This window comes from Marinobacter sp. 1-4A (genome assembly GCF_016597725.1).
Lineage (GTDB): Bacteria > Pseudomonadota > Gammaproteobacteria > Pseudomonadales > Oleiphilaceae > Marinobacter.
Genome location: NZ_VCGY01000004.1, coordinates 52,977 through 73,262 on the forward strand (window position 1 = coordinate 52,977; position 20,286 = coordinate 73,262).

A 20,286-nucleotide genomic window follows, 5' to 3' on the forward strand; every position below is an offset into this window, starting at 1 on the left:
AAACTATTACAGGAGTCATCATGGCGGAACTTCGCACCGAAGAAGAACAGGTACAGGCGATAAAAGACTGGTGGAAAAAAAATGGCAGTTCCCTGCTGATTGGTATCGGTGCCGCTCTTGCGATTGTATTTGGTTGGCAGGCTTGGCAAAACCATCAGGACCAGCAGCGTGCCGAAGCCGCTAACCAGTTTGCAAGTCTGTTGAATGCCTTTAGCAATCAGGCAGATGAAACTGCCGGTGAAACGGTTGCCTTTGTTGCGAATACTCTGCGTGAGGATTACACCGACAGCGCCTACGCCGTTTACGGCAACCTGATTCTGGCGCGTCAGCAGTTGGTTGAAGACAAAGATGCGGAAGCGGCTATTGGTTCATTGCAATGGGCGCTAGAGAAAGCAGGTGACCACAAAGCATTGTCTTTGGTGGTACGAAACCGCCTTGCTCGCGCCCAGTTCTCTGCAGAACGTTATGACGATGCACTGGCCACCATAGATAGTGCCGGAAGCATAGATGACACCGGAGCTTTTGCCGCGATTTTCTCCGAGTTGCGTGGCGACATTCTTTTGGTGCAAGGCGACAAAAATGGTGCCCGAGATGCGTATCTGGCCGCTCGCGAGCAAAGCCAACAAGGTCGCAGTGGCATTCTGGAGCTGAAGCTGTCTGATCTCGGTGTTGGAGAGGAAGCTTGATGCTGTTAGCGGGCAACAGACTGTTTCGGGCTGGTGTTTTCTCGGCTTTCGTAGCAGCACTGGGCATTAGCGGTTGCAGCTCAACAGATACCTTTGAGCAGCCTGTACCGGTGCCAGAAGTGGACGAAACGGTTGATTTCAAAACAGTATGGAGCCGGTCCGTAGGCGACGGACACGATGGTGACTTTCTTTATCTGGCACCGCTGAACACTGGCGATATTGTGTATGCGGCGTCTGCTGACGGTGAGTTGGTTGCCGTGGATGCCGAGACTGGAAAACGCAAATGGAAGCGACAGTTAGACGATCGCATTTTCGCTGGCGTTGGCGGGGATTTAGAGCGACTTTATCTGGTTACCCGTGAAGCAGACTTAGTGGCTCTTTCCCGAGAAGACGGCCAAGAGTTATGGCGCAGTGCTTTGCCCACAGAAGCTTTGGCAGCCCCGCAATCGAACGGCGCGTTGGTGGTCACTCAAACCACAGATGGGCGGGTTCTTGCGTTTGATGCTGCTAAGGGCGAGAAACGCTGGCAGTATGATGGCGTTGTACCCGTGCTGTCACTGCGTGCCGCTGCAGCTCCATTGGTGGGTGGCGACGTGGTGATAGCATCGTTTTCCAATGGCAAACTCATGGCTTTATCGGCCGATTCAGGCCAGCCTTTGTGGCAGTACGAAGTTGGGCAACCGCAAGGCCGCACCGAGCTTGAAAGGCTTGTAGACATAGCTGGCCAGCCGCTGGTTCTTGATACTGCGGTGATGGTTACCGGTTATCAGGGTAAACTTGCACTGGTAGATATTCGTACCGGTCAGGAAATCTGGAGTCGTAAGGCGTCCAGTTTGCACGCTCCAATGGTGGGCGGCGGTAATATTTATCTTGCTTCCGCAAACGGTGATGTCATCGCTTACCGCGGCTCTGATCGCAGGGAATTATGGCTTCAGGATGCTTTGTCCTGGCGTCAGCCGACACAGCCAGCGATGTACGAGGACTATTTGGTTTTGGGCGATTATGAAGGTTATTTGCACGTGCTCTCAAGAGAAGACGGAAGCCTTGTGGGCCAAAAAAGTTATGACGGTGATGGCCTGCGGGTTCCATTGCAGCGCATGGCCAACGGAAACCTAATGGTTTTTGGAAACGGCGGCAAACTGTCAGTATTCAAACTGGAGGCGCGGAACTGATCCGCGCCCCCAACGCTCTGCCGCATGCAGAGCCAAAAACGACTGTATAGCGAACCATTATGACCCCAGTAATTGCCCTTGTCGGCCGGCCAAATGTTGGTAAATCGACATTGTTTAACCAGATGACGCGTACCCGCGATGCTCTGGTGGCGGATTTTCCCGGCCTGACCCGCGATCGTAAGTATGGTGAGGGCACTTATGAAGACCAGCGCTTCATCGTTATTGATACCGGCGGCCTTACGGGCACAGAGGAAGGGCTGGATCTTGAAATGGCCCGACAGTCTATGCAGGCCGTTGATGAAGCAGACATAGTGCTGTTCTTGGTTGATGGTCGCGCAGGCCTAACTGCCGGTGATGAAATGATTGCCGATCACCTGCGTCGGTCGGGTAAACAAGCGCATTTGGTCGTAAACAAGACCGATGGTCAGGACCCGGACGTTGCAGCGGCGGACTTCTATAGTCTCGGTTTCGCCTCAACTTTTATGATAGCTGCATCCCACAACCGTGGCGTTCGGTCGATGTTGGAGTTGCTGCTTCCCTCCGAAGAAGACCGTGAAGCGGCCGACCATGCGGACCGCTACCCGGGCATTCGCATAGGTATTGTTGGGCGCCCGAACGTTGGCAAATCTACACTGGTTAACCGGATGCTGGGTGAGGAGCGAGTCGTCGTTTATGACATGCCGGGCACGACCCGGGACAGCGTTTATATCCCGTATGAGCGTCACGAAAAGCAGTACACTCTCATTGATACTGCTGGCGTCAGGCGTCGCAAGAACGTCAATGAGGCGGTGGAAAAGTTCTCCATTATCAAAACACTGAAGGCAATCGACGACGCCCATGTGGTGATATTGGTTATTGATGCGCGGGAAGGCTTGGTCGATCAGGATTTACACCTGATCGGGTTTGTTCTCGATGCCGGTCGCTCGTTGGTGGTTGCGGTTAATAAATGGGATGGCATGGATGCGGAAGATCGCGCCAAGGTGAAAGAGCAGGTGAAGCGCCGCCTAGACTTTTTGGATTATGCCGACAAGCATTATATCTCTGCGCTCCATGGCTCAGGCGTTGGCGTTTTGTACGAGTCGGTAGAGGCATGTTATGAATCCGCTATGGCGAAATGGCCAACCAACCGCCTGACAGCCATACTCGAAGATGCTATTGCCCAGCATCAGCCGCCCATGGTTCGCGGGCGTAGGATCAAGTTGCGCTACGCGCACCAAGGTGGCTCAAACCCGCCGGTTATTGTTGTCCATGGAAACCAAACAGACGCTTTGCCGGGATCATACAAGCGGTATTTGGAAAATACGTTCCGTAACGTGCTTAAAGTTACGGGCTCTCCGATACGGTTTGAATTCCGTTCCAGTGAGAACCCCTTTGCCAATAAAGTTGACCGTAAAACACCCCGGCAGAAGGTCAAGCAGGATAATGATTTGAAGGCTGGGCGGAAAGTGAAAAAGACTCGTCAGAAAAGCCTCAAGCGCTGATAGGTCTTCTTCCCATTCACAGACGGGGCGGCTAGGCCAGCCCCGCATCCTCCACCTGCTTTGCCTGAACAGCCGTCAGTGCGATGGTAAACACGATATCCTCTACCAAGGCCCCCCTCGAAAGGTCGTTAACCGGCTTTCTCAAACCCTGAAGCATGGGCCCGATACTTACCACGTTAGCGCTACGCTGAACTGCTTTATAGGTGGTATTGCCGGTGTTGAGGTCCGGGAAGATGAACACCGTTGCTTTGCCTGCCACTTTGCTGTTCGGAGCCTTGCTCTTGGCCACGCTTTCGATAGCCGCAGCGTCGTATTGCAACGGGCCGTCAATGAGTAGGTCTGGTCGGCGCTGACGGGCGATTTGGGTGGCTTCACGAACCTTAACAACATCGTGTCCGCTGCCCGACTCACCGGTGCTGTAGCTGATCATAGCGACCACAGGTTCCACACCAAAGGCCTCTGCAGACTCCGCACTTTGAATGGCAATATCCGCCAGCTCTTCTGCGTTGGGGTCTGGGTTTATGGCGCAATCGCCGTAAACGACTACCTGCTGGGGTAGTAGCATGAAGAAAACTGACGACACGACCCGAGCGTGATCATGGGTCTTGATCAGCTGCAGGGCAGGGCGCACAGTGTTCGCGGTAGTGTGAATAGCACCTGAAACAAGGCCGTCGGCCTCATCGAGGGCGACCATCATGGTGCCCAGAACCACATTATCCTCTAGCATCGCCTCGGCCATATCCGGGGCAAGTCCTTTGTGTTTGCGTAATTCAACCATGGGTGCGATGTAGTTTTTGCGCATCTGGGCTGGGTCGATGATCTCAATATCATCGGGTAGCTCAAAACCTAGGGATGTTGCAACACCACGAATTTCGTCTTCATCGCCGATTAAAGCGCAGCGGGCAAGTTTACGCCGGTGGCAGATGATTGCAGCCTCAACCGTACGCGGTTCACTGCCTTCGGGTAGTACGATGCGTTTGTTCGCTGCTCTGGCTCGTTCAGAAAGCTGATAGCGAAATGCTGGCGGGGATAGACGGGTTTGAACTTGAACGCGAAGGTGCTCTTGAAGCCAGTCGGTATCAATTTTCGTTGCCACCGCTTCCATCGCTTTCTCGACCCGGTCAGGATCGTCGGTTGGAATGGCGGTGGAAAGGTTTGCCAGCATGTGAGCTGTTTCATAAGTATTGGTGGGGGAGCTTAGCACTGGCAAACCCGTATGCAGCGCGCGGGAGCACAAATCAATAACGCGCTGATCCGGCATAAGGCCGCCAGTTAGCATGAGGCCAGCCATGGGAACGCCATTTAAAGCCGCAACGGCAGTTGCCACGATAATGTCCTCCCGATCGCCCGGGGTCACCATGAGCGTGCCGGGGCTCAGGGTCTCAGTCATGTTGCGGATTGAGCGGGCACACACAGATACCTTTTGAACGCGCCGTGTGTGCATTTGGCCTTCATGTAACACCGGCACATTAAGTTCACGAGCAATATCAGACACTCGTGGCGCTAATAAGTCGGACTGCCAAGAAATCTCACCGAGTAAACGGAAGCGGCCATCCCGGAAAACCTTACACTCATTCCGGTAGTCAGGGGTGTCGCCTTCAGTCTGGCTGATGTTGCTGTATGGCTCTAGGCCTGATCTCTCGGGCTCACCGAGTTTGTTGAGAATAACAGCGATTACATCTTGCGCCGAAGCGTCGGAAAACAGGCGCGCGGAGAAATCCAGCTCTTCGTCTAGATCGCTTGGACTGCTATCGCCAGGCGCGCTGACCAGCACGACATCCGACCCGAGGTTGCGCGCGACTTCCACGTTGAGTCTTGCGATGTAGGCTTCACGACGATCCGGAACAAGTCCCTCAATGACCACAACATCCACATCTTTGGCAACTTTTTGATACTCACCGACTACGGTTTCCATTAACAGGTCGGATTTTCCGCGGTTCAGCAAGTACTGGGCCTCTTTAAGAGGCATTGGATCGGGTGGCTGAAGGTGACTGCGTGAACGGACAAAAGTAACGGATGCGTCTTTGCCACCGTTATGTGAAGACTCGCCGTGGTTAACCGACTGGCAAAAGGGTTTGTAGAACCCAACACTGATACCTACACGCTCCATGGCACGCAGTAAGCCCAGACAAGTTGAAGTGAGCCCTGAGTCTATGGATGTAGGTGCAATAAAGAGACTTTTAGCCATATAGAAGGTCCGGGTTATTCAATTAATGAGTTTTGATTCTTGGGCCATTGGGAAGTCTAGCGAGTAGACTTCTAAACGCTGGAGGCCAAACGCTTAGCTTCACGGGCGATCACAAGCTCTTCGTTAGTTGGAATAACTAGAATAGGGAATCGTGAACTGGCATCGTCGATTCTTCCGTCGCTGTAACGGCCGTGATGTGAATTCATGTCTGAGTTAATGTCAAAACCAAGCAGAGCCAGGTGGCTAACTGTTTGGTTCCGCACCCGATGGCTGTTTTCTCCTATGCCTCCAGTGAATACTAGGGCATCGAGATGGCTCAGCGAAGCCATCATTGCGCCTATGTACTTTGCCAAACGGAAACAAAAGATCTCGATGGCCAGCGTCGAGGGCTCATGCCCATGGTCCGCTAATTCACACAGCGAGCGCATGTCGTTAGTTTGCCCGGAAATCCCGAGAAGCCCGCTTTTATGGTTGAGCATCTTATGGACTTCTGCCTGTTGCATGCCCCGCGAGCTCAAGTAGTCGAAAAGCCCGGGGTCAATATCACCGCTGCGGGTACCCATAACCAGTCCTTCTAGGGGGGTTAGCCCCATGCTGGTGTCTACACTCAAGCCGTCTTTGATGGCCGTAATGCTGCAACCATTGCCAAGGTGTGCGGAGATTATCGATGTGGTTGCTGGCGTTTTATTGAGTAGGCGTGCCGCTTCGTGGGCCATAAAGAAATGGCTGGTGCCGTGGAACCCGTAACGCCTTACGTTCAAGTCCCGGTAGTAGGATTCTGGCAATGCATATAAATAAGCACGGGGCGCTAACGTTTGATGGTACGCAGTATCGAATACGGCAACCTGCGCAGTGTCAGGAAACTGCTCTCGGGTTGCTTCAATACCTGCCAGATTGACCGGATTATGCAGGGGAGCCAAATCAGCGCAGTCTTTGATGGCGTTTATCACACCATTATCGATGAGCACCGCCTCGCGAAAGGTTTCACCGCCATGTACTACACGGTGGCCGATGGCCGTGGGGGTGACGGGCATCAGTTGCCGGTCACTGAACGCCGAAACTAGTGCCTTAAGCGCCTGTTTGTGGTCCGCGCTGGCTGGTAATCTCACAGCTTGTTCGTCCCCGTCAATGCGCGCAAATGCATCTTGTCCATTCAATCGCTCTGCGATGGCAGACGCGAGTTTGTTTTCATTTTCGTCGAATAGTGCCAGCTTCAATGACGAACTGCCGCAATTAACGACAAGAATGGATTGCTTCATGGTTTGGCGGTTCCCTGAGTATCAGGTTTGTTTAGGAAGGTGAGCTTTTAACCACTCGGTAAATTCAACGGCAGGGAGTGGGCGGCTGTAAAAGTAGCCTTGGGATAAATCACAGCCTTCCTGCTTTAGGAAGTGAGTTTGTGATTCTTCCTCAACGCCTTCCGCAATGATGGTTAACCCTAGGCTGTGTGCCATGTTGATGATGGCGCAGACTAATGAGGCGCCTCCTTGGGTTCTCGTTACATCGTGGATAAACGCTTTGTCGATTTTTAGGGTGTCGAACGGGTAGCTTTTGAGATAGCTAAGTGCCGAGTAGCCAGTACCGAAGTCGTCGACCGACAGTCGGATACCTTCTCGATCCAGTTCTCTAAGAATTTCTGCTGTTTCAATTGAATTGTCGAGAAGCAGGCGTTCGGTAATTTCTAGCTCCAACAGCTCCGGAGCCAGATTGCTGTTGGATAGGGCTTGCATCACTGTCTGGGTAAAGCCAGAGTCTCTAAACTGCCGCGGAGACACGTTCACTGATATTCCAATGTCTTGGCCGGTAATGTCTTTCCACTGGGTAGCTGCATGGCAGGCTTCTTCAAGCACCCAGGCGCCTATGCTAATGATAAGCCCTGTTTCTTCCGCCAATGGGATAAAGCGGTCCGGCATAACCATGCCCATAACGGGGTTGTTCCAGCGCAATAAAGCTTCGGCTGCACGCACTTCCCCGGTGGCGGTATCCACTATTGGTTGGAAGTAGAGCTCAAATTCATGCAGCTCCAGCGCCCTCCGCATTCGAGACTCCATTTGCAGGCGTTCGTGGGATACCTCCGACATTTCCGGTGTGAAGTGTGCGAAAGAGCTCTTGCCTTGCCGCTTTGCTTGGTACATGGCTGCATCAGCGTGCTGGAGTAGGGTGCCGCTGTTATCGGAATCGCTCGGGAAAATCGCTATACCAATACTCGTAGTAACAAATACTTCCTGGCCATTCAGGGTGTAAGCAGGTCTAAAGTTATCGAGAATGCGCTCTGCAACTTGAGAAGCAGGTTCGGGTCCGGTCAGGCCCGGCAAAATAACCAGAAACTCATCCCCCCCCAGTCGGGCAACGGTGCTAGTACCGCGCAAACAACTGGAAATACGACGTGAAGCTTCAATCAGTAGATTGTCTCCGGCGTCGTGCCCAAGGGTATCGTTGATGTGTTTGAAATTATCAAGATCCAAAAACATAACGCCAACCATGGAGTCTTCGCGGCGGGCTTGAGCCAGTGCTAGCTTGAGCCGGTCCAACGCCAGCATCCGATTGGGTAGGCCGGTCAGAATGTCGTAGTTGGCCTGACGCAATAACTGCTGTTCGTACCGTTTTCGTATGCTGATGTCTTCGCCGAGAATGAGGTAGCCTGTCGCATCGCCATCGCTGTCCTTTATGGGGGTAACGATCAGCTGTTCCCAGAACCGCTCGCCATTGCGTCGGGTGCTGTTCACTTCACCCTGCCAAACACCCACGCGCTGAACCTGCAAGCGGATGGATTGCCAAAGTTGGCGGTTGTCCCGGACTTCCATCGGGTTATCGCTTAAAGCGCCAGGGTGCCGGCCGACAATGGACTTTGCGTCGTAACCGGTGAGCTGCGTGAACTTGTGGTTTGCGAACTCGACCCGCCATTGGCGATCGCAGATAACAACGGAGGAAGGGCTTTGTTCAATGGCCATCGAAAACTTGTGAATCTCGGCCGCATCTTTCTTCTGCCGCACCATGTCATCACTCAAGCGCTCACGCATTTGGTTGATTGCTTCGGATACACGTCCGATTTCATCATTTCGGTGCGAGGGTGTATCCGGGCGGTCGAGTGTGAGCGGCGTGCTGAGGTTTGTCAGTGAGAAGTCTTTGGCGTAGTTCGCCATGGTGGTCAGGTGACGAGCAACAAAGTGCTGGAACACCCAAATGATGAGCATGGATACGAAAAATGTTTTCAGGAATTGGGTGGCGAGAATGATGCCGATCTTTACTTTCAGGTTCTGGTAAACCCGGTCTAGATTAGCCGTTACCGTTAGTTCGCCAAGCTTGAAGGCCTCGTCGCCCTGATGAATTAGGTCAAAGCTATGGGATTGGGTGTCAGCGCCGCGGGGAATCTCACCCATGACCAGTTCAGAGTCTGGTTCTATGCCCAGCCGAAGATGGGTTATGTCGGGAAGGCTTAAAATTCCTTCCATTTGTGTCTGGAGCAGTTTCTGGTCAAGCGCCCAGAGACTTCTGGAAAGGCTTGAGGCATAGCCGGACTCGATAACCTGCATGCGGCTATCGATTTGGTTAAGGTCTTTACTGTAATCCGAATAAATCTGAATGGCGGATGCAATCAGGGTGAAAACCGAGCTGAACAAAAGTATCCAGGCCAGCAGCCTAAACGACAGCGGAGAGCCCGAGCGAAAACGTTGAAGGCGTGTCGGCAGTTTCGGCATGTCGTACTCAAGCCACCCAGACCGGTTGATTATTACGTAGATTCCATTACTTGCAGACTATACCAGCCCTGATGTTCAAATTCCCTGAAATTCGGCGAAAATAGGGCAGAAATATACAGGCTTCAGCTTTTGTCGGTTTCTTCCGAAAGGGCTGCCGTCCATTGACGCAGATCAATACCTGCATTGTAGGGTGGCGTAACCTGAGCTTAATCAAGTTTGATACAGGTGGGGAGAAAAAAATATGTATATGGACGCAGTCGTTTTAGCTGGAATTGCAACTGTACTGCTAATGGTAGTGTTTTTCGTCGGCGTGGGTATTTTCGTGATGCGGGATCAGAAAGCTCACGGTAGCGCTCAGGCTAAGAAAAGCATCAAAACTAGCAGAAAAGCCGCCTGAAACGGTGAGCTTTGATCGAAGGTTAGTAGCACTTTCTGCTTCTCGCCTTAAACCAGCAGAGAAGTAGAAATGGCGTCCCCTAGGGGGTTCGAACCCCTGTTGCCGCCGTGAAAGGGCGGAGTCCTAGGCCACTAGACGAAGGGGACGCAACGCTTCAAAACCTTGCCTCGTCGAGGTGGCGCGTATATTAAGTAAGCCTTCCTCAGCTGTCAACGCTTTTTCCAAAAAAACGTAAATACTTAGTTTGTCGCGTCTTCAAGTGCTTCTCGAAGTGTGGGGTAGCTGAACTTGAATCCCGAGCCGAGCAGGCGCGCGGGGATGGCTCGCTGCCCTGTTAGTAAAAGGCGGGACATCTCCCCCAGCGCTATTTTAAGAAGTGGTGCTGGGGCCGGGAATATGGCTGGTCGTTTAAGAGTATTAGCGAGGCATTGCGTGAATTCACGATTGGTGGTCGGGTTCGGGCTAACCACATTATATGCGCCCGAAGCTTCTGGGGTTTCCAGCATCCAAATAAGGGCGGCGACCACATCATCCCGGTGAATCCACGGCATGTATTGACGGCCCGTGCCGAGACGGCCTCCAAGCCCAAGTTTGAAGGGCAAGATCATTCGCTGTAAAAAACCGCCGGCGTTGCCAGCTACGATTCCCGTTCGCGAAAGGCACACCCGCACTGTGGATGGTTGCAGCTTGAGGGCAGCCTCTTCCCAGTCTTTACAGAGTTTATGGGTGAACTCATCGTTGGGTGGGGTATCTTCAGTCACTCTTGCGTCACCCTGAGCTCCGTAAAAGCCAACTGCAGAGCCGGAAACTAAGACCTCCGGCAATCGCTTCCAAGTGTTTACAATATCCACAAGCGCTAAGGTTAAGCTAACACGGCTATCCCGCAGGGCCTGTTTTCGCCCGTCGGTCCAGCGCTTGTCTGCGATACCTTCCCCAGCTAGATTGATAACGCCATCAAAGCCAGCATGGGCGCGAAGCGATTCAAGGTTGCCTATAACCTCAACTGGACCGCAAAGAGAACGAACTTTGTCAGCTGCTTGTCGGCTCAAGACAGTCAGTCGGTAGCCGCGGCTAAGCATTTCGCCGCAAAGTACGCTGCCAATGAAGCCGGTGCCACCGGTAATGAGAACATGCTTGTTCATCGTCTTCCCCTTATTCGCCTGTGCTTTGATCAAGCTGCAGTGCTACGACATCCTTAATCGCCTGCCCTAGAAGAGGGTTTTCCCCAATGGGAGCGGAAAGCTTGATTCGTGCTCCCGTGGCCCTCTCAAGCCCTTCGATCATCGCTGGCACATCTTTGCGTAGGTGCCGCCCCGCAGCGAGGAAAAGGGGAACGATTGTGAACTCCCGGGCTCCAGCGGCAACCCCCTCATGGATTACCGCGTCTAGTGATGGTTCGGCCAGCTCCATGTAGGCAATGCTCGAATTACTCACGGCTTTCAAAGTGGGCTCTGCAAGAGCCTCGAAAGTATCGCACCAGCGTTTGTCGCTGCTGCCGTGTGCTAGCAAAATAATACGTCGGTTGCCCATCCAATCTCCTGACTCTATGGTTAAAAATGCGCCTGTCGTAATTTGTACTGTGGGTCGGTATTCTCTTCTTGGCCTATCATTCAAGATAACAGGGTGGTCTTTAATGTTCGATTGGAAAGAGATTCTGGATTTCTGGTTTGGAGATTTAGATGAAAATGGGCTTCCCGACAGCTCCCACCGTAATCGTTGGTTTCGGTCGACCCGGAAGTTTGATCAGGAGATACGTCGCCGGTTTCTTTCTATGGTTTTGTTTGCGTCTGAGCAAGGGCTTGAGCACTGGCGCAAAGCTGCGGGCGGGCGGTTGGCCGAAATTATACTACTCGACCAGTTTTCCAGAAATATATTTCGCGGTGGCGCGCTTGCATTCGAGCAGGACAAGGCTGCGAACAAGCTCTGCAAGGAGGCCATGCGCAAAGGTCAGGATATGGCGCTGCCACCCATTCAGCGAGCATTTGTATATATGCCTTTGCAGCACTCCGAACGCTCTGGTGATCAGGCTCTTTCGGTAGAATGTTTTGAGCAGCTGGTTGCATCTACGTCTGGAGTGCTGCAAGACAACCTTAAAGGCTTTTTACGTTATGCGAGGGATCACCAGGAGGTCATCGAGCGCTTTGGCCGTTTCCCCCATAGAAATCAAGCTCTCGGACGGGTGTCGACCGAGGCTGAAAAGGAGTTTTTAGGTACGGCCCCGCGCTATGGCCAATAAAAATTTCGAAAGAAGGTTGACGAAAGGATCGGGATGAGTAGAATACGTTTCCGTTGTCGGCACACGCTAAACAACATTGCGGGAATAGCTCAGTTGGTAGAGCACGACCTTGCCAAGGTCGGGGTCGCGAGTTCGAATCTCGTTTCCCGCTCCATATTTTAAAAACCCGGTCTCGCGAGAGGTCGGGTTTTTTGCTATTGGTTTATACTGGCCGCCACACTCATATCACAGCCCGATTCCGGAGGCGCGCCTTGAAAGTTCACTCGCTCCATCTATACCCTGTTAAATCGCTTGCTGGCATTCAGGTTTCCCGCTTTGAAATGGATGACTTCGGCCCGAAAAATGATCGGCGCTGGATGATTATTGATGAGGATCGGAACTTCGTTACCCAGCGGTCTCTGCCTCAGCTCGCGCGCGTGATGACCGATCTATCGGAGAGCTTGGTTAGCATTTCGATACCGGGAGAGGGCGATTTTACATTACAGCACACCAGTCAAGAGTTGCGTGTGCTGGTATGGCGGGACTGGGTTTTAGCTTATAGCGGAGAAGCTGCAGCGAGTGAGGCGTTGAGTCGTTTTTGCGGCAAAGAATTACGCTTTGTTTACATGCCGGATTCTTCCTTCCGTCGCGTTGATGCCGGAAGGGTAAGCGAATATCGACGGGTCGGTTTCGCTGACGGGTTCCCATTTTTGATAACGAGCACGGCGTCGCTAGAAGAACTCAACGGGCGCCTTGAAGAACCGGTGGATATGCGCCGGTTCCGCCCCAATATTGTCGTTGAAGGAGCTGTTGCATGGCACGAAGACCGCTGGCAGAAGCTAACAGTGGGCGAGCAAAACTTCGACATAGTAAAGCCTTGTTCACGCTGCGTTCTTACGACGGTTAACCCGGATACCGGGACCAAAGACCCCGGCTTACAGCCTTTAAGAGCCCTCTCGGGCTACCGCAGAACACCTGACGGCGTCATTTTTGGCCAGAACGCAATTCACGAATTTCCCGGAATTATTCATGTAGGTGATTCCGTCACAGTTATTGAATCGGAGTAGAAAACAACGTGCCACTGTTAACGCTGGACTCAATATCTCTAGCCTTTGGGATGCACCCTTTGCTTGATCAGGCGTCTTTGACGATTGAGGCCGGAGAGCGTGTGTGTTTGTTGGGGCGAAACGGGGAGGGTAAGTCGACCCTGTTGAAGGTTGTCAGCGGCGAGGTTATTCCGGATGGCGGAACGGTTCGCCTTGAAGATGGCGCTGTTCTGGCGGTTTTGCCCCAAAACCTCCCGTCTGACGACACGAGAACAGCATACGAAGTTGTAGCCGGTGCTTTTCCAGAAACAGGGCAGCTTTTGGCTGAGTTTCATACTCTCGCACAGCAGGCGGATGAGGCCAGTCTCGACCGCATGATGAAGGTTCAGGAGCGTATTGAGGCCTTGGATGGTTGGCGGCTTGATCAGAAGGTTACCGCTGTTTTGGCGCAATACGGAATAGATCCGGATCAGCGGCTCAACACGCTCTCGGGAGGCTGGCAGCGCCGGGCACTGTTGGCCAGAGCCCTCGTGAGTGAGCCAGACATTCTATTGCTTGACGAACCTACCAACCACCTTGATGTTCCCGCTATTGCATGGCTTGAAGAGGCGCTCGGAGCTTTCCGGGGTGCCATGTTGTTTGTGAGCCATGACAGGGCCTTTATCAGGCGTATGGCCACCCGGGTTGTGGAGTTAGACCGAGGTAAGCTGATTAGTTTTGCAGCCTCTTACGACCGATATCTGGAGCTCAAGGAAAAGGCCCTTGAGGAAGAAGAGCGGGAAAACGCCCTGTTCGACAAACGCTTAAAGCAAGAGGAGGCGTGGATCCGCCAAGGCATTAAAGCGCGTCGCACCCGTAATATGGGAAGGGTGAGAGCACTAAAGGCCATGCGTGAAGAGCACCGGCAGCGCAGGGTTCGTGGCGGTACCGCAAGCTTCGCACTGGAAGATGCGGGGCGCTCGGGCAAGCTAGTGGTAGAAGCGGTTGACGCTGGTTTTGCGTACTCTGGTGGGGCGCCAATCATTCGTGATATGACCCTCACTGTTCTTAGGGGGGATAAAATTGGCCTCGTAGGGGAAAACGGAACAGGCAAAACAACCTTGGTGCGATTGCTTTTGGGGGATCTTGAACCAACAGAGGGTTCTATTCGCCTCGGCACCAACCTGCAGGTTGCTTACTTCGATCAGCTTCGTGGTGAATTGGATTTGAGTCGCAACGCTATTGACAACCTGTCTGAAGGGCGTGAGTTCATCGACATAAACGGTCAGAGCAAGCACGTGCTTGGGTACTTGCAAGAGTTCCTATTTACACCTGAGCGCGCGAGATCACCCGTGCGGGTGTTTTCCGGCGGTGAGCGCGCAAGGCTCTTGTTGGCCAAGTTGTTCAGTAAGCCTGCAAACATTCTTGTGCTCGATGAGCCAACCAACGATCTAGATGTGGAAACACTGGAATTGCTGGAGGAGCAGCTTGCCGAGTTTGCCGGTACGGTAATCGTTATCAGTCACGACCGTGAGTTTCTGGATAACGTTGTTACAGAAACCGTCTTTTTGGATGGCTCCGGCAGCGTTCAAGAATACGTTGGCGGTTATAGTGACTGGCGCCGGCAAGGCGGGCGCTTTCCGGCGGAGGTGGCTGGGGCACGTCCAGACCGTCACGATAAAGCGGCGAAGTCTGGTAAGCAGAGCGATAAAAAGAAGCAGTCAGCATCGTCAGGAGACAGCGGGCAGAGTGGAAGTGGTTCGAATGTAGGGAGTGCGAGTAAGTCCAAACCGGTAAAACTTAGCTATAAACTGAAGTTAGAGCTCGAACAGTTGCCGGGCCAGATAGAAACGTTGGAGCAAGAAGTGGCCAGTATTCAGGCACGCATCGCTTCGCCTGAGTTCTATTCGGGATCGCCGGAAGATGTTGCAGCAACGCTTGAAGCGCTGGAGAAAAAAGAAACCAGCCTGGAGAGGGTGATAGAGCGGTGGATGGAGCTTGAAGAGCAATCGCTCGGTTAACGAGGATTGAAAGATAAAAAACAAACCCGGCGGTGTAAGTGTACACCCCGGGCCTGTTAATGAAACTCTGTGGTTGCGCAAAGCGTTAGCGGATTCTAATCGCCAAAACGTCGCACTCCGTTCCATGCAAAACACCATTGGCGGTGGAGCCAAGTAGCAGTTGAAAACCTTTCCGGCCGTGGCTTCCCACAATCACTAGATCAGCTTCTTGCTCTTTCACCAAGCGGTGAATTTCAGATTCCGGACGGCCCACCGTCACAATCTGGTTAACTTTGTCTACGCCGTACTGGTCTCCATAGGCCGCGAGTTGTTCCCGGGCGGCTTTATCAAGTTGATCCTGAAGCTCGGTCAAATCCATCGGGATATCACCACCGTAGGCGTAGCCTACAGGCTCGACAACGTGAACCAAAACCAAAGTTGCGTTGTGGGCTTCGCTCATGGCTTTCGCCTTGAGCAAAACTTGAGGCGCTTCTTCAGTAAGATCGATGGCAACAAGCATTTTGTTGTAGGCGGACATCCCCAACTCCTTATGTATCGGCTTTGCTACAGCATAATACGCGAGCCGGCTTCTGGAAAGGGCTCGCGCAAGAACTCATGCACCTTGCTGGAGTAACGAGATTGCAGCGGTCAGGCTTTCAAGAATGCGCTTGGAGTACCTGTCTATCACAAAGCCCACGTTGTTTTCATTGTAGTTAATGTAGGAACCGCGGATGAACTGCCATTTAGCGCTGGCGTCATCTAAAACAGTTTTCAATTCCCCCTTGTCCTGGTTAGAACCCATAGCCGCCAATAACTGATCGAACTCCTTGGCCTGCTCATCAAGAGAGACTTCCGTAGCTGTGCCCTGGAATATTTGAGCAACGGAGGAGTTGGTCCGTACCGAATATTTGGCCATCATTTGAGCAATTTTCACCGCGCCCATTCTAGCGGCTTCAACACGGGTACTGGTCTCTGCCTGAGATTTTTCTTGAGCAATTTGATACAACTCCGTGGCCATATCGTTCATTACCAGCGCTTGATTGGCCATGTCTGACACCAGGCGCAAATCCGGGTAGCCGGTGTTACGCACATCATTGATGTTGTTGCGCATTAAGCCCTTGAATTTATCAAACTCACTGTTGAGCTCTTCAAGCTGCTCTTTCGATAATACGCCGCTGGTGGTCGTTGCAAGGAGGTTCATGGAATCGTTAGCGGAGTTGATACCGGCTACAATCTCGTTCAAGGTGTCAGTGCTACCTTCGCCGATAAACCTGTAGTACGCATCCAAAGCAACGTAGTTGCTAACACGGAAAGTATGAAGTTGTGATAAGAAGCTATTTGCCTCCTGAGCCCTGATGTTCATGGATGAGAGCAAAAGCAGCAGTACAGTCGCAACCAAAGAGGAGCGCGCACGCAGACGGGCGATGTTCATCGGATTGATTCTCCGTAATGCATTTATTATTGTGTACCAAAGTCGTAGATCGAAGGTAAAGTAACTTTCCTAGCCAATCAAGCGGTTTTAGCGGTACGGGTTCCCGGAAATGTAAATATGTTTGAATTTTGCGGGACGAAGTTCAGGTTTTCTCTCCGAATGATCGTGTAACTAGTTGAAATAAAAGATATCTGTCTCGTAACGACTAGGAAAGTCTTGCACATTGTGCCCGCTCAACAAAGAAACAAATTGACAAACGTGCTGTTTTTTCACATCGTGTGTCCTCGCGATTCAAACGACCGTATGAATTTTAGGGTCGATTAATCGGGCAGTGACCGAAATCTCGCTGCACAAAACAGCTTTGACGGCTTAATCAAATGAGCTTTCAGAGTTGGAGGCAGTTCCAAACACAGACTGGAGATCAGTTGATGATTTACGAAGGTAAAGCCATCACGGTTAAAGAGATCGAAGGCGGGATCGCTCAGTTGAACTTCGACTTGCAAGGCGAGTCGGTAAACAAGTTCAACCGTCTTACCATTGAAGAGCTCCACGCCGCGACTGATGCACTTAAAGCACAGAAGAAACTCAAGGGCTTGGTAGTAACCAGCTCTAAAGACAGTTTCATCGTTGGCGCCGACATTACAGAGTTTACCGATCTGTTCGCCGGCTCCGAGGAAGATCTGGTAGCCAACAACCTTAAAGCTAACGCCATTTTTAGTGCAGTTGAGGACCTTCCGTTCCCAACTGTAACGGCCATCAACGGTATGGCATTGGGTGGCGGTTTTGAAATGTGCCTTGCAACCGATTACCGGGTTATGGCACCCAAGGCCAAAGTTGGTCTGCCTGAAGTTAAACTGGGTATTTTCCCGGGCTTCGGCGGTACTGTTCGTCTGTCCCGCCTTGTTGGTGTGGATAACGCAGTAGAATGGATTTGTGGCGGTTCTGAAAATCGTGCCGACGCAGCCCTGAAAACCGGAGCTGTTGATGCAGTTGTCGAGCCAGAAAAGCTGGTGGACGCTGCCGTTGCCATTATTAACCAGTGTAACGAAGGCAAGCTTGACTACGAAGCGCGCCGCGAAGAGAAGAAGGGCAAGATCAAGCTTAACGCTATGGAAAGCATGATGGCGTTCGAGATCTCCAAGGCATTTGTTGGCGGTAAAGCGGGCAAGAATTACCCGGCACCTGTAGAAGCCATCAAGGTAATGCAGAAGCACGCTGGTATGACCCGCGATAAGGCTATTGAAGTAGAAGCCAAGGGCTTTGCCAAGATGGCGAAGACCAACGTGGCGGCTTGCCTTGTTGGCCTGTTCCTGAATGATCAGGAGCTCAAGAAAAAAGCCAAGGCTTGGGAAAAAGAAGCGTCTGAAGTGAAACTGGCTGCTGTATTGGGCGCCGGTATCATGGGTGGTGGTGTAGCTTATCAGTCAGCACTGAAAGGCACGCCTATCATCATGAAAGACATCAATCAGGACGGTATCGCTCTGGGCCTGAAGGAAGCCAAGAAACTGCTGACCAAACGCGTCGATAAAGGCCGTATGGATGCAGGCAAGATGGCTGATGTTCTCAACAGCATTACTCCAACCCTCAACTACGGTGATTTCAAGAACGTAGATCTAGTTGTTGAAGCTGTTGTTGAAAACCCGAAGGTAAAAGATGCGGTTCTGCGTGAAGTCGAGGATGCGGTCCGTGATGACGCCATTCTGACGTCTAACACATCGACTATCTCCATCGATCTTCTGGCTAAAAACCTTAAGCGTCCGGAAAATTTCTGTGGCATGCATTTCTTTAACCCGGTTCACATGATGCCGCTGGTTGAGGTTATCCGTGGCAAGAAGACCAGTGACCGTGCAATTGCAACAACCGTTGCCTACGCCAAGGCCATGGGAAAGACACCTATCGTTGTAAACGATTGCCCGGGCTTCCTGGTTAACCGTGTTTTATTCCCATACTTCGGCGGTTTTGTCGGCTTGGTGCGTGACGGTGCGGACTTCCAGCGCGTAGACAAGGTAATGGAAAAGTTCGGATGGCCCATGGGCCCTGCATACCTTCTCGACGTTGTGGGTATGGACACAGGTAAGCACGCTGGTGAAGTAATGGCCGACGGCTTCCCGGACCGTATGAAGCACTCAGAAACGACTGCCATCGACGTGATGTTCGAAAATAACCGTTATGGTCAGAAGAACGATAAAGGCTTCTACAAGTACGAACTGGACCGCAAGGGCAAGCAGAAGAAAGTTGTAGACGAAGAAACCTACAAGCTGCTCGAACCGGTTGTTCAGGGTAAGAACGATTTCAGTGACGAAGACATCATCGCTCGTATGATGCTGCCTCTGTGTCTGGAAACCGTTCGCTGCCTGGAAGACGGAATTGTTGAAGACCCGGCTGACGCCGATATGGGTCTGATCTTCGGTATCGGTTTCCCGCCGTTCCGTGGCGGTGCCCTGCGTTATATCGACGACATGGGTGTCGACAAGTTCGTGGAACTAGCAGACAAGTTTGCAGATCTCGGTGCTTTGTATCACCCGACTGAGAAGCTGCGTGAAATGGCCAAAACTGGCGAAAAGTTCTTTGGTTAACCCTGAACGAGATTTCCGAACGGAGAAAGATCTATGAGCCTTAATCCGAGAGACGTTGTCGTCGTCGATTGCGTGCGGACTCCGATGGGTCGTGCCAAAAACGGTTGTTTCCGCCATGTGCGTGCGGAGACTCTGTCGGCTGCGCTGATCGATGCATTGTTCGAGCGCAACCCGAAGCTCGACCCGAAAGAAGTTGAAGATGTAATCTGGGGCTGTGTAAACCAGACTAAAGAGCAGGGCTTTAACGTGGCGCGGCAGATTTCTCTGCTGACCCGTATCCCTCACGAGTCTGCAGCCCAGACTGTTAACCGTCTGTGCGGTTCCGCTATGAGCGCGATCCATACAGCGGCGCAGGCCATCATGACCGGCAACGGTGATGTATTTATGGTCGGTGGTGTTGAGCACATGGGTCATGTGCCCATGACGGCGGGTTTCGATCATAACCCGGCTGCTTCCAAGTATACTGCCAAGGCATCCAATATGATGGGCCTGACCGCAGAAATGCTGGCGAAGATGCACGGCATAACCCGTCAGCAGCAGGATGAGTTCGGCGCTCGTTCGCACCGTCTCGCGCAAGAGGCGACTGTAGAAGGCCGCTTTAAGAACGAAATTGTACCCATTGAAGGTCACGACGAGAACGGCTTCAAGGTGCTGATCGAGCACGATGAGACTATTCGTCCGGAAACCACTGCGGAATCTCTGGGCCAGCTAAAGCCGGCTTTTGATCCGAAAAACGGTACAGTAACGGCGGGTACTTCATCTCAGTTGACTGACGGTGCTGCAGCGATGGTGCTAATGTCTGCAGAGCGAGCGGAAGCTCTGGGGTTGAAGCCGATTGCGAAGATTCGCAGCATGGCCGTTGCAGGCTGTGATCCCGCAATCATGGGTTATGGTCCTGTTCCTGCGACGAAAAAAGCGCTTAAGCGTGCGGGCCTGAAAGTTGAAGATATCGACTTCTGGGAACTGAACGAAGCGTTTGCTGGTCAGTCACTGCCAGTACTAAAAGACCTAAAACTTCTGGGTGTAATGGAAGAGAAGGTTAACCTGAACGGCGGCGCGATTGCTTTAGGCCATCCGCTAGGTTGCTCTGGTGCCCGTATCTCTACAACCCTGTTGAATGTAATGCAGGCCAAAGGCGGTAAGCTTGGTGTATCCACCATGTGTATCGGCTTGGGTCAAGGTATTGCAACGGTCTGGGAGCGCCTGTAATCCGCTAAGCGGGTGCAGTGACGCTTTCATGGAAGGCCCGGCTTGCGCCGGGCCTTTCTGCTTTAAGGGCGGCTCTAAAGCCTTTCCTAAAACTTGAAAAATGGATAACTGAAACAAAGAATGGGTTGTCTTGCTATTCCCGACCCTGTAAAACAGTGGGCCTATACATAATGGCGGCTCTTATAGTTTTTCCAGCCGATTGATTTT

16 protein-coding genes and 2 tRNA genes are annotated in these 20,286 nt (G+C 52.3%); 10 read left to right on the forward strand and 8 right to left on the reverse strand.

Translation table 11 applies throughout. The annotated features are described in order from the left end of the window. The first annotated feature begins 20 nt into the window (after positions 1-20). From FE845_RS10090 to der, 3 genes are read left to right on the forward strand one after another with little or no spacing between them, the layout of a single operon-like run. Complete coding sequence (locus tag FE845_RS10090; protein WP_200364120.1) at positions 21-686, forward strand: YfgM family protein; 666 nt, start codon at positions 21-23, stop codon at positions 684-686. After that, the gene (gene bamB / locus FE845_RS10095) at positions 686-1,858 is read left to right on the forward strand and encodes an outer membrane protein assembly factor BamB (protein WP_200364719.1); all 1,173 of its coding nucleotides are present in this window, start codon (positions 686-688) and stop codon (positions 1,856-1,858) included. The genes FE845_RS10090 and bamB overlap by 1 nt, the downstream gene beginning before the upstream one ends. Before the next feature lie 59 nt (positions 1,859-1,917). Continuing rightward, entirely contained in the window at positions 1,918-3,339 is a 1,422-nt protein-coding gene (gene der, locus FE845_RS10100) for a ribosome biogenesis GTPase Der (RefSeq protein ID WP_200364122.1), read from the forward strand. 31 nt (positions 3,340-3,370) lie between these two features. Here der and pta read toward each other — a convergent pair whose 3' ends face one another. The 3 genes from pta to FE845_RS10115 all read right to left on the reverse strand — a co-directional run bounded on the left by pta (position 3,371) and on the right by FE845_RS10115 (position 9,225). Then, complete coding sequence (gene pta / locus FE845_RS10105) at positions 3,371-5,527, reverse strand: phosphate acetyltransferase (RefSeq protein WP_200364124.1); 2,157 nt, start codon at positions 5,525-5,527, stop codon at positions 3,371-3,373. A gap of 71 nt (positions 5,528-5,598) precedes the next feature. After that, positions 5,599-6,786 carry an acetate kinase gene (locus FE845_RS10110; protein ID WP_200364127.1) on the reverse strand — a complete coding sequence of 396 codons (1,188 nt, stop codon included), beginning with the start codon at positions 6,784-6,786 and terminating at the stop codon, positions 5,599-5,601. A gap of 21 nt (positions 6,787-6,807) precedes the next feature. Further along, positions 6,808-9,225 carry an EAL domain-containing protein gene (locus FE845_RS10115; protein WP_200364129.1) on the reverse strand — a complete coding sequence of 806 codons (2,418 nt, stop codon included), beginning with the start codon at positions 9,223-9,225 and terminating at the stop codon, positions 6,808-6,810. Positions 9,226-9,466: 241 nt separating this feature from the next. Here FE845_RS10115 and ccoM point away from each other — a divergent pair, with 241 nt between their 5' ends. Then, positions 9,467-9,622, forward strand: a complete 156-nt coding sequence (gene ccoM, locus FE845_RS10120) for a cytochrome c oxidase subunit CcoM (RefSeq protein WP_200364132.1) — start codon at positions 9,467-9,469, stop codon at positions 9,620-9,622. Between the two features lie 70 nt (positions 9,623-9,692). Here ccoM and FE845_RS10125 read toward each other — a convergent pair. The 3 genes from FE845_RS10125 to FE845_RS10135 all read right to left on the reverse strand — a co-directional run bounded on the left by FE845_RS10125 (position 9,693) and on the right by FE845_RS10135 (position 11,152). Continuing rightward, positions 9,693-9,768: transfer RNA gene (locus FE845_RS10125), tRNA-Glu, on the reverse strand. A 93-nt stretch (positions 9,769-9,861) separates the two neighbouring features. Beyond that, positions 9,862-10,764, reverse strand: coding sequence for a TIGR01777 family oxidoreductase (locus FE845_RS10130; RefSeq protein WP_200364134.1), 903 nt, complete (start codon positions 10,762-10,764; stop codon positions 9,862-9,864). A 10-nt stretch (positions 10,765-10,774) separates the two neighbouring features. Next, positions 10,775-11,152: a sirohydrochlorin chelatase gene (locus tag FE845_RS10135; RefSeq protein WP_200364136.1), complete on the reverse strand. Its 378-nt coding sequence runs from the start codon at positions 11,150-11,152 to the stop codon at positions 10,775-10,777. A gap of 103 nt (positions 11,153-11,255) precedes the next feature. On the opposite strand from FE845_RS10135, the gene FE845_RS10140 reads away from it, so the two are divergent. The 4 genes from FE845_RS10140 to FE845_RS10155 all read left to right on the forward strand — a co-directional run bounded on the left by FE845_RS10140 (position 11,256) and on the right by FE845_RS10155 (position 14,883). Continuing rightward, the gene (locus FE845_RS10140) at positions 11,256-11,858 is read left to right on the forward strand and encodes a DUF924 family protein (protein ID WP_200364138.1); all 603 of its coding nucleotides are present in this window, start codon (positions 11,256-11,258) and stop codon (positions 11,856-11,858) included. A gap of 78 nt (positions 11,859-11,936) precedes the next feature. Next, positions 11,937-12,012: transfer RNA gene (locus FE845_RS10145), tRNA-Gly, on the forward strand. A 97-nt stretch (positions 12,013-12,109) separates the two neighbouring features. Further along, the gene (locus FE845_RS10150; protein ID WP_200364140.1) at positions 12,110-12,904 is read left to right on the forward strand and encodes an MOSC domain-containing protein; all 795 of its coding nucleotides are present in this window, start codon (positions 12,110-12,112) and stop codon (positions 12,902-12,904) included. Between the two features lie 8 nt (positions 12,905-12,912). After that, positions 12,913-14,883: an ATP-binding cassette domain-containing protein gene (locus FE845_RS10155; RefSeq protein WP_200364142.1), complete on the forward strand. Its 1,971-nt coding sequence runs from the start codon at positions 12,913-12,915 to the stop codon at positions 14,881-14,883. 85 nt (positions 14,884-14,968) lie between these two features. Here FE845_RS10155 and FE845_RS10160 read toward each other — a convergent pair whose 3' ends face one another. Then, a complete protein-coding gene (locus tag FE845_RS10160; protein WP_200364144.1) occupies positions 14,969-15,400 on the reverse strand; it encodes a universal stress protein in 432 nt (143 codons plus the stop codon). Positions 15,401-15,475: 75 nt separating this feature from the next. Then, positions 15,476-16,294 carry a hypothetical protein gene (locus FE845_RS10165; RefSeq protein ID WP_200364146.1) on the reverse strand — a complete coding sequence of 273 codons (819 nt, stop codon included), beginning with the start codon at positions 16,292-16,294 and terminating at the stop codon, positions 15,476-15,478. Between the two features lie 428 nt (positions 16,295-16,722). Between FE845_RS10165 and fadB the strand changes: the two genes are divergently transcribed. Both fadB and fadA read left to right on the forward strand, forming a co-directional pair. Beyond that, positions 16,723-18,870 (forward strand): fatty acid oxidation complex subunit alpha FadB, encoded by a 2,148-nt coding sequence (gene fadB, locus FE845_RS10170; protein ID WP_200364148.1) that lies wholly within the window; start codon positions 16,723-16,725, stop codon positions 18,868-18,870. Positions 18,871-18,903: 33 nt separating this feature from the next. Beyond that, the gene (gene fadA, locus FE845_RS10175) at positions 18,904-20,079 is read left to right on the forward strand and encodes an acetyl-CoA C-acyltransferase FadA (RefSeq protein ID WP_200364150.1); all 1,176 of its coding nucleotides are present in this window, start codon (positions 18,904-18,906) and stop codon (positions 20,077-20,079) included. Positions 20,080-20,286: the final 207 nt, after the last annotated feature.